Raw genomic sequence first — 8,679 nt, forward strand, 5'->3', positions numbered from 1 at the left:
CTCACCCGTCCGCCGCTCGTCAGCAAAGTAGCAAGCTACTCTCTGTTACCGCTCGACTTGCATGTGTTAGGCCTGCCGCCAGCGTTCAATCTGAGCCATGATCAAACTCTTCAATTAAAAGTTTTTTCTGTTCTCATCCAATAAAGAATGAAGAACCTGCTCAATGAATTCTGAATTTATTTAATATCTTTCGATATTGAATTGACTGTGCCGAAGCAACTTATAAATAAGTTACTTCTGTTGGTCACTCAGCTTCTCTTTCGAGAAATCACATTGAGACTCTAAATTTTTTGCCTTGCTTAGCGAACTAAGCTTGGCTGTTAGAACTCAATCTGTACGAGTGCCCACACAGATGATTGCTTTATATTGTTAAAGAACGTTGCGGTTAAAGTTAAACTTTATCTCGCTAGGGCTGCGCATATTACGCTTTCCTATTTTTTTGTCAACACTTAATTTTAAACTTTATTAAAAATCTAAACTCAAGTTTTACTCGACTAACTGATTAACTCTTGCCTCGCTAAGCGTTGCTGTCTGCCGTCTCAGTGGGGTCGCATTATAGGGCGCGGCGAATTTTACGCAAGCGTTTTTATCATTAAATTCGCATTTATTTTATACCCTCAAGATACCCAAAAGAAACTGACACCTTACCCACAGAAGCCTGTGGATAACCTCGTTTTTTTCATCGTTTCACTAAACTATCTGCTTTGCTTATGGTAAGTTGCCCGCTGTTTTTTAAACTCGTTCATTAGGCATATAACATGATAGATATAATAAATAGTATTAGTGGGCTGCTTTGGGGTCATATTCTCGTCTACCTATTAATAGCGGCAGGACTCTTTTTTACTATTAAACTCAAGTTTATTCAATTTGTTCAATTCCCCCACATGATTAAAGTCATGTTCAATTCTCGTCAGTGTGATAAAAACGGTATTTCATCTTTTCAAGCTTTTTGTACTTCCTTAGCCGCACGTGTTGGTACCGGAAATATGGCTGGTGTTGCTGTTGCACTGTATTTAGGTGGTGCTGGGGCTATTTTCTGGATGTGGCTAATTGCCTTAATAGGTATGGCAACGAGTTTTGCAGAAAGTACTTTGGCTCAAGCTTATAAGATTCGTGATGAACATGGTAACTTCAGAGGAGGCCCTGCTTATTATATGGAATATGGTTTGGGTAAACGTTGGATGGGGGTGGTTTTCTCACTCTGTTTGATATTGGCATTTGGCCTAGTATTCAATGCAGTGCAATCTAACTCTATAGCCGCTGCATTTAAAGTCGCTTTTGACATTCCAAACTATGTTGTTGGTTTAGTACTAGTCGTTGGCTCTGGCATTATTATATTTGGTGGCCTGAAAACTATTTCTCGCTTTGCAGAGTTGGTTGTACCATTTATGGCATTAGCTTACTTACTTGTAGCTTTATATGTGTGCGCTATTAATGCAGAGCAATTACCGACTGTATTTATGCGTATTATTAATAGTGCCTTTGGAATTGAGCAAGCGGGTGCCGGTGCGATTGGTTATGGCGTTATGCAAGCAATGATCCAAGGAATAAAGCGCGGCTTATTCTCAAATGAAGCAGGTATGGGTAGCGCAGCAAATGCGGCAGCGACTGCGACGCCAAATCCGCCCCACCCTGCCTCACAAGGTTATGTGCAAATGCTTGGTGTATTTATTGATACGGTTGTTATATGTAGTGCAACAGCCGCGCTGATTTTGCTCTCTGATCAATTAGTAGCTGACTCAGGTGTAACTGGTATTGCATTAACTCAGGCTGCTCTTGAAGAACATGTTGGAAGCTGGGGCACAATCTTTGTTGCGATTGCTATATTATTCTTTGCTTTTACCTCAATTGTTGCTAACTATTCATACGCAGAAACTAATCTATTATTCTTAGAGCATAATCATGAGCATGGTATGTTGATCTTTAGACTTATAGTATTAGGTATGGTGATGTTTGGCTCTGTGAGTGAACTGGGGTTGATCTGGACCTTAGCTGATATTTCGATGGGCCTCATGGCAATCGTGAATGTTATTGCACTGTTTATGTTATCAGGCGTGGTGATCTGGCTTGCGAACGACTACACCACACAGCGTAAAGCTGGCAAATTACCAACATTTGACCCAACCAAAAATACTCAGCTTGATCAAACCATCCCGAAAGGAATTTGGCATAAAAAGTAAATAAGCTTATTTACAATCAAAGAGGGAGCCTATGTGCTCCCTTTTTTGATCAAAATAATAATGCCTTAGTAGTTATTCAGATTTGCTATCACAAGCGTCTTATATATTCATCACTAAAGCGCGGCCCTTACCGTGTGCTTTATAAATCTGGCTACAGCTTCAACCATACTTCACACAGGAGTGTTGCTCTGAATCTATTGGGTATGCATGCGGCTGCAATTGGCATAGTGATGCTTTACTGTTCTTATCCCGATCGTGTTAAGTTACTAACCATTTATTATAGCGACAAATAAAGACAGCAATAACAAGGTATAAATTTTGATATTTGATATATAGTTGTTCTCGGCAATTGCTCCTGCATTGCTCTGCATCCATGCAGCCGTACTTGAAATTGAAAGATTACTAACGCAGTTAGCGCTTTATTTAGCTCGCTAGAATGGTTAAATACTTAAGTCGATTGGTATTAGTTAAGCTAATTTCTCTGGCATCAATCAACAAAGTGATTTGCGTATATTTTGGTATTAAGATTGTCCGTACGCGCTATGGATAAAAGTTAAGCGCATACAAAAGCTATAAGGTGAAAGTTTAATTTAATAGATAGATAAGCAATTTTGGGTGTGTTTTTTTTACGCTGTAGGTATAAATGAAGTAATAGTGAAGATAAAGTGGTGCCCGAGGCCGGACTTGAACCGGCACGACTTGTTAGTCGAGGGATTTTAAATCCCTTGTGTCTACCAATTCCACCACTCGGGCATCGAGTTTGCTAATTAAAGCGTGTGGAGTAATTATTTGGAGGCGGAACCCGGAGTCGAACCGGGGTAAACGGATTTGCAATCCGGTGCATGGCCACTCTGCCATTCCGCCTAAATGTAACAAATAATTTGGAGCGGCACACGAGGCTCGAACTCGTGACCTCGACCTTGGCAAGGTCGCGCTCTACCAACTGAGCTAGTGCCGCATAAAACATTATCAGTAATTTGTACGTTGGTGCACAACCATGTCGTGGTAAAACGTTCTGGCAACTGAGCTAGTGCCGAATAATTAGATATAATTCTTTGTAAGAAATATTTTATATCGCCCTTAAATTACCTTGGTTGAGTAATTTAAAGTGGTGCCCGAGGCCGGACTTGAACCGGCACGACTTGTTAGTCGAGGGATTTTAAATCCCTTGTGTCTACCAATTCCACCACTCGGGCATCGAGTTTGCTATTTAAAGCAAGTGGATAAAACTAATATGGAGCGGCACACGAGGCTCGAACTCGTGACCTCGACCTTGGCAAGGTCGCGCTCTACCAACTGAGCTAGTGCCGCATCATATTAATTCTAATTACTACATTTTTAAAAGTTACATTTGGTATATGCAACTAAACCACAAAGTGGTGCCCGAGGCCGGACTTGAACCGGCACGACTTGTTAGTCGAGGGATTTTAAATCCCTTGTGTCTACCAATTCCACCACTCGGGCATCGAGTTTGCTAATTAAAGCGTGTGGAGTGTTGATTGGAGGCGGAACCCGGAGTCGAACCGGGGTAAACGGATTTGCAATCCGGTGCATGGCCACTCTGCCATTCCGCCTCAATACTGGGTAACCTTTGATAAACTGGAGCGGCACACGAGGCTCGAACTCGTGACCTCGACCTTGGCAAGGTCGCGCTCTACCAACTGAGCTAGTGCCGCATAACGCATGTAAGTATTAATATGTTTCATCGCAACCTTGTCGCGGTAAAACATTCTAGCAACTTAACCAGTGTCACTTAGTTTATCTAGGGGGCTATGCCCTCTCAACACGGACGCATTCTACAGAGATTATTAAACGCGTCAATACAAAAAATGCTAGTTTTGAACTGTTTGATTATTTTTTATCTAAAACGGTGCGTTATTATACGTTTAGAGTCAATTTTTAGTCAATTCAGACCACGCTGCTATCAAATATTGCAGCATAGAAGTAACCGTTAAGAAGGTCGCAATGTAAAGTAAGCCATAACTTAAGTACATCATCCAACTATCGTATTGCCAAATGAGTCCAATAATAGCTAACATTTGCGCAGCAGTTTTAAACTTACCCATATTTGATACAGCTACATTACCACGCTTGCCTTGCTCTGCCATCCATTCTCGAAGTGCTGAGATAACAATTTCTCTGCTTATTATGATTAAAGCAGGAATAGTCATATACATTGATTGATAATAACTAGCTAAAGCAACCAATGCTGTACACACCATCACTTTGTCAGCAACAGGATCTAAGAATGCACCAAATGGTGTAGACTGCTCAAGCTTGCGCGCTAGATAGCCATCAAGAATATCAGTGATCGATGCAAGCCAGAAAATAAAAGCTGCAGCAAAGAAAGCCCATGAATAAGGCAGATAAAATACCACCAAAAAAATGGGGATAAGAAAAAGTCTAAATGTTGTGAGTGTGTTTGGAATATTCCACATAACTACTTGGGGATGTCTTTTTTTCTATATTCGCACGAAGGGCTAGCCCTTGTCATGCAAATGGTTAAATATCTTCTCAGCCATGTCAGAGCTGATCCCGGGTACTTGCTTTAATTGATCTATATTAGCAGCTTTTACTCCCTGCATGCCCCCTAAAAATTTTAATAAAGTTTGGCGTCGTACCGAGCCGATACCACCTATTTCTTCTAATAGTGATTGAGTGCGTTGTTTTTGCCGCTTATTACGGTGCCCTGCAATAGCAAAGCGATGTGATTCATCGCGAATATGTTGGATCAAATGTAGCGCTGGTGCATCTGAATCCATTGGGATTGTTTTCCGGCCACCATCAATTAATAGTGTTTCAAGGCCTGGCCTACGACTGGTGCCTTTTGCCACACCGACTAACAGCGGCATTTTTGCATGTGGCCAATTAGCAAAGTACTGCTCGGCACGAGAAAGTTGTCCTTTACCACCGTCGATAAAAATCACATCTGGAATTTTATCTTCGTCAACCAATTTGTTGTAACGCTTATTTAATGCAAACTCCATTGCAGCATAATCATCACCTCCGGTGATCCCTGTGACATTAAAGCGTCGATATTCTTTATTATTCGGCCCTTGCGAATCAAACACCACACAACTGGCAACTGTGTTTTCTCCCATTGTATGGCTGATATCAAAACATTCCATACGATTAATATCATCAAGCCCTAACGTCGCTTTAAGTTGTGCGTAACGCTTATTAATCGAATCCTGAGTGCTCTGCTTTACGGTAATACTATTAAGCGCATTCTTATTAGCGAGCTGTAAGTATTGCGCACGCTCACCGCGTGTAACTGTTTTTAAAGTTACTTTGCGTTCACTCACTTGGCTTAATGCTTCACTGAGTACATCAACTTCATCAAGTGCAAATGGCAAAATAACTTCTTTAGCAATTCGCCCTGTTGCACCTGGCGCTAAATAATATTGCCCAAGAAATGAAGCCAGTATTTCTTGTGGCTGTGAATCTTTCGGTACTTTTGGAAAATACGTTTTGCTACCGAGTACTTTATGATCGCGGATCATCAACAAATGAATGCCATTAAGGCCATTTAAATGAGCAAAACCCACAACATCCATTTCGGCATAATTACCTGATATTGATTGTTGCTCTTGCATTTTACGCAGTAGCATTATTTGATCGCGTACTTTAGCTGCCAATTCAAATTGCAAAGCCTGGCTCGCAGCTTCCATTTTAGAGATCAACGCTGCGATGACTTCATGAGATTTGCCAGTCAAAAATTTACGTACAAAATCAACTTGCTGATTGTATTCATCGTCACTCACTTCATTCACGCAAGGTGCAGAACAACGTTTTAGCTGAAATTGCAAACAAGGTCGGCTGCGAACGCGATAATACGCATCTTCACATTGACGAACAGGAAATATTTTCTGCATTAACCGCAAACTTTCAGAGACAGCCCCAGCGCTTGGAAATGGCCCAAAATACTCGCCTTTCACTTTGCGGCTACCGCGATGAAATGCAAGTCTTGGATGTTTGTGAGCAGTTAGTAAAATATACGGATAGGATTTATCATCACGTAGTAAAATATTGTAACGTGGCTGATATTTTTTTATTAAGTTATTTTCAAGCAGTAAAGCTTCGGTTTCAGTATTGGTTAAAGTGATGTCAATATCACTAATGTTACTGACTAAAGCGCGAGTCTTGCCATCCGTGACATTGCTACGAAAATAGCTACTAACACGTTTTTTAAGGTTTTTAGCTTTACCAACATAAATAACTTTATCATCACTATCAAGCATCCGATAAACGCCGGGTTCGCTTGATAGTGTTTTTAAGAAATGGGCGTGATCAAATTCTGCCATGGGGCAACACTAGTGGGCGCTGTCGATGTCGATCATCTTATGACGAATAGCCAAATGAGTTAGTTCAACATCACCACCCACATTCAGCTTTTCAAACATTCTATAGCGATAACTGTTCACTGTTTTAGAACTTAGATTAAGGCGTTCGGCAATGTCTTGTACTTTTTCACCTTTAGTGATCATTAACATGATCTGTAATTCACGTTCAGATAAACTTTGAAATGGACTTTCATCAGTACGACCCGTCACTTGCGCAAGGGCAATTTGTTGAGCTATTTCTGGTGCAATATAGCGTTGTCCTGCATTTACTGCGCGAATTGCATTGACCATTTCATCAGAGCCCGCCCCTTTGGTTAAGTAACCATGAGCGCCAATTTGCATCACTTTACTTGGGAATGGGTCTTCACAATGTACAGTTAACACAATAATTTTCACATCAGGGCAATAGCGACAAATTTTCTTGGTCGCTTCTAATCCGCCAATACCTGGCATATTCATGTCCATTAGCACAATATCAGGAGAATGCTGACGGCAAAACTGTACCGCTTCTTCACCTGTTTTAGCTTCACCAATTACTTTAAACCCACGAACATCATCTAAAATACGTTTGATACCCGTTCGTACGAGTTCATGGTCATCAACTAAAAGTACATTAATCAATGGGACACCCTCATATAACCTAACAGCATGTCAGTATGACAATTTAATTGGTCACACTAACACAGAAAATCTGAAACGATAACCCAATTATCGTTTCAGATAACTAATTTAAGATGGCGTTTTTTCACTGAAGCGGTCAACCCACAAGGCAATTACCCCATCACCGGTAACATTACAGGCTGTGCCAAAACTATCCTGAGCCAGATAAAGCGCTATCATGAGTGCCACAGCACCTTCATTGAAACCGAGCATGCTGGTTAATAAACCCAGCGCAGACATGACTGCTCCGCCCGGAGCACCCGGCGCGGCAATCATTACCACACCTAGCATCATAATAAACGGCAACATCCCAAATAATGATGGTACATCCATATTTGGTGATAAAAACATCACCGCCATCGCGCAAGTTACGATAGTGATCGTTGAGCCAGATAGATGAATAGTCGCACACAAAGGTACAGTAAAGTTAGCAACATCTTCTTTTACATTATTTGCTTTGCTTGAGCGTAAAGACACTGGAATAGTCGCAGCGCTTGACATAGTGCCTAAGGCTGTAAAGTAAGCTGGGAGCATATTTTTAATTAATTCAATTGGGTTGCGTTTTAATAAAATACCCGTACCGATATAAAGAATACTTAACCATACCCAATGCATTATTAATGCAGCAATCAACACCACACCAAACGTTTGTAAGGTATCAACAACAGTGCCTGCAACTGTCATCTCAGCAAACACACCTGCAATATAAAACGGTAATGCTGGAATAATAACTTTTGCTAGCAAACCATCAATCACATCGCGGCCCTGATCCGATACTTTTTTCAAGGTCTCTAGCTCTAATTGGCTCATACCGATACCAAACACAAATGCTGTGGCAAGCGCGGTCATAACACCCATCAATGGTGGGATCTCTAAATCAATAAAACTTGCCACTTCGGTTGCTATTTCAGCTTCAAAGGTTAAACCGCCATCAAATAACGGAATAATTGCACTAACAACCATCACAGCTAATGTGCCTGCAATAATGGTCGAACCGTAAGCGAAACCAACGGTTTTACCTAACAAATGGCCTGAACCTTTTGGTAAACCTGCAATTCCTGATGCTATAAAAAATAAAATAATTAGTGGAATAGTAAAAGTGATCAGCTGACCAATTATTTCTTTTACCGTGTAAAGGAGTTCAACACCTGTTAGTGGAACATATAAGCCCACTAAAATACCGGCCAATATACCGGCAATTAATTTTAAGATTAACGTCATTGTCATCACTTCATAAATTTTGATGGGTGAGGTTTTAGCATGTTTTTAATTATATGTATCATAAAACCGCTCAATAACAGCCTGTTTGCACAAAATACAATCACTTTTAGCGTTAAACGCCCGTCTAATTTGTTCATTATAATATCAACTAGTACTCGTTCACAGAAGTTCTGATCAGTTGCCTTACTTAAATTCAGGCAACTGATTTATTCCTATCAATAGCTTTATCGTTCGGCTTTTTCCAGCAGTTGAAGTGATGAACCCTTTCTTTTTAA

Annotated in this window: 5 protein-coding genes, 8 tRNA genes and 1 rRNA gene; 1 reads left to right on the top strand and 13 read right to left on the bottom strand. The window is 40.7% G+C overall.

Annotation, left to right across the window (positions count from 1 at the left end; genetic code table 11):
• Positions 1-117: ribosomal RNA gene (locus PSR9079_RS23110) — 16S ribosomal RNA — on the bottom strand; the annotation flags it as partial.
• 641 nt (positions 118-758) lie between these two features.
• Between PSR9079_RS23110 and PSR9079_RS23120 the strand changes: the two genes are divergently transcribed.
• Positions 759-2,180 carry an alanine/glycine:cation symporter family protein gene (locus PSR9079_RS23120; protein ID WP_149983426.1) on the top strand — a complete coding sequence of 474 codons (1,422 nt, stop codon included), beginning with the start codon at positions 759-761 and terminating at the stop codon, positions 2,178-2,180.
• 666 nt (positions 2,181-2,846) lie between these two features.
• Here the strand turns inward: PSR9079_RS23120 and PSR9079_RS23125 are convergent.
• The 12 genes from PSR9079_RS23125 to PSR9079_RS23180 form a co-directional block, all read right to left on the bottom strand.
• Positions 2,847-2,933 (bottom strand) — tRNA-Leu (locus PSR9079_RS23125).
• A gap of 37 nt (positions 2,934-2,970) precedes the next feature.
• A tRNA-Cys gene (locus PSR9079_RS23130) sits at positions 2,971-3,044 on the bottom strand.
• Between the two features lie 18 nt (positions 3,045-3,062).
• A tRNA-Gly gene (locus tag PSR9079_RS23135) sits at positions 3,063-3,138 on the bottom strand.
• A gap of 151 nt (positions 3,139-3,289) precedes the next feature.
• A tRNA-Leu gene (locus PSR9079_RS23140) sits at positions 3,290-3,376 on the bottom strand.
• 39 nt (positions 3,377-3,415) lie between these two features.
• A tRNA-Gly gene (locus PSR9079_RS23145) sits at positions 3,416-3,491 on the bottom strand.
• A gap of 66 nt (positions 3,492-3,557) precedes the next feature.
• Positions 3,558-3,644: transfer RNA gene (locus PSR9079_RS23150), tRNA-Leu, on the bottom strand.
• A gap of 36 nt (positions 3,645-3,680) precedes the next feature.
• Positions 3,681-3,754 (bottom strand) — tRNA-Cys (locus PSR9079_RS23155).
• Between the two features lie 26 nt (positions 3,755-3,780).
• Positions 3,781-3,856 (bottom strand) — tRNA-Gly (locus tag PSR9079_RS23160).
• 216 nt (positions 3,857-4,072) lie between these two features.
• Positions 4,073-4,618: a CDP-diacylglycerol--glycerol-3-phosphate 3-phosphatidyltransferase gene (gene pgsA / locus PSR9079_RS23165; RefSeq protein ID WP_145242294.1), complete on the bottom strand. Its 546-nt coding sequence runs from the start codon at positions 4,616-4,618 to the stop codon at positions 4,073-4,075.
• Positions 4,619-4,660: 42 nt separating this feature from the next.
• Complete coding sequence (gene uvrC, locus PSR9079_RS23170; protein WP_149983427.1) at positions 4,661-6,484, bottom strand: excinuclease ABC subunit UvrC; 1,824 nt, start codon at positions 6,482-6,484, stop codon at positions 4,661-4,663.
• 9 nt (positions 6,485-6,493) lie between these two features.
• Positions 6,494-7,144, bottom strand: coding sequence for a UvrY/SirA/GacA family response regulator transcription factor (gene uvrY, locus PSR9079_RS23175; protein ID WP_016707677.1), 651 nt, complete (start codon positions 7,142-7,144; stop codon positions 6,494-6,496).
• A gap of 108 nt (positions 7,145-7,252) precedes the next feature.
• A complete protein-coding gene (locus PSR9079_RS23180; protein WP_145242298.1) occupies positions 7,253-8,404 on the bottom strand; it encodes a dicarboxylate/amino acid:cation symporter in 1,152 nt (383 codons plus the stop codon).
• Positions 8,405-8,679: the final 275 nt, after the last annotated feature.

The sequence above is a fragment of the Pseudoalteromonas rhizosphaerae genome (genome assembly GCF_902498845.1).
GTDB classification, from domain to species: Bacteria; Pseudomonadota; Gammaproteobacteria; order Enterobacterales; family Alteromonadaceae; genus Pseudoalteromonas; species Pseudoalteromonas rhizosphaerae.

Excerpts from the sequence above, each read along its gene's own strand:
- PSR9079_RS23120 (WP_149983426.1), top strand. The coding sequence starts at position 759 with ATGATAGATATAATAAATAGTATTAGTGGGCTGCTTTGGGGTCATATT.
- pgsA (WP_145242294.1), bottom strand. The coding sequence starts at position 4,618 with ATGTGGAATATTCCAAACACACTCACAACATTTAGACTTTTTCTTATC.
- uvrC (WP_149983427.1), bottom strand. The coding sequence starts at position 6,484 with ATGGCAGAATTTGATCACGCCCATTTCTTAAAAACACTATCAAGCGAA.
- PSR9079_RS23180 (WP_145242298.1), bottom strand. The coding sequence starts at position 8,404 with ATGACGTTAATCTTAAAATTAATTGCCGGTATATTGGCCGGTATTTTA.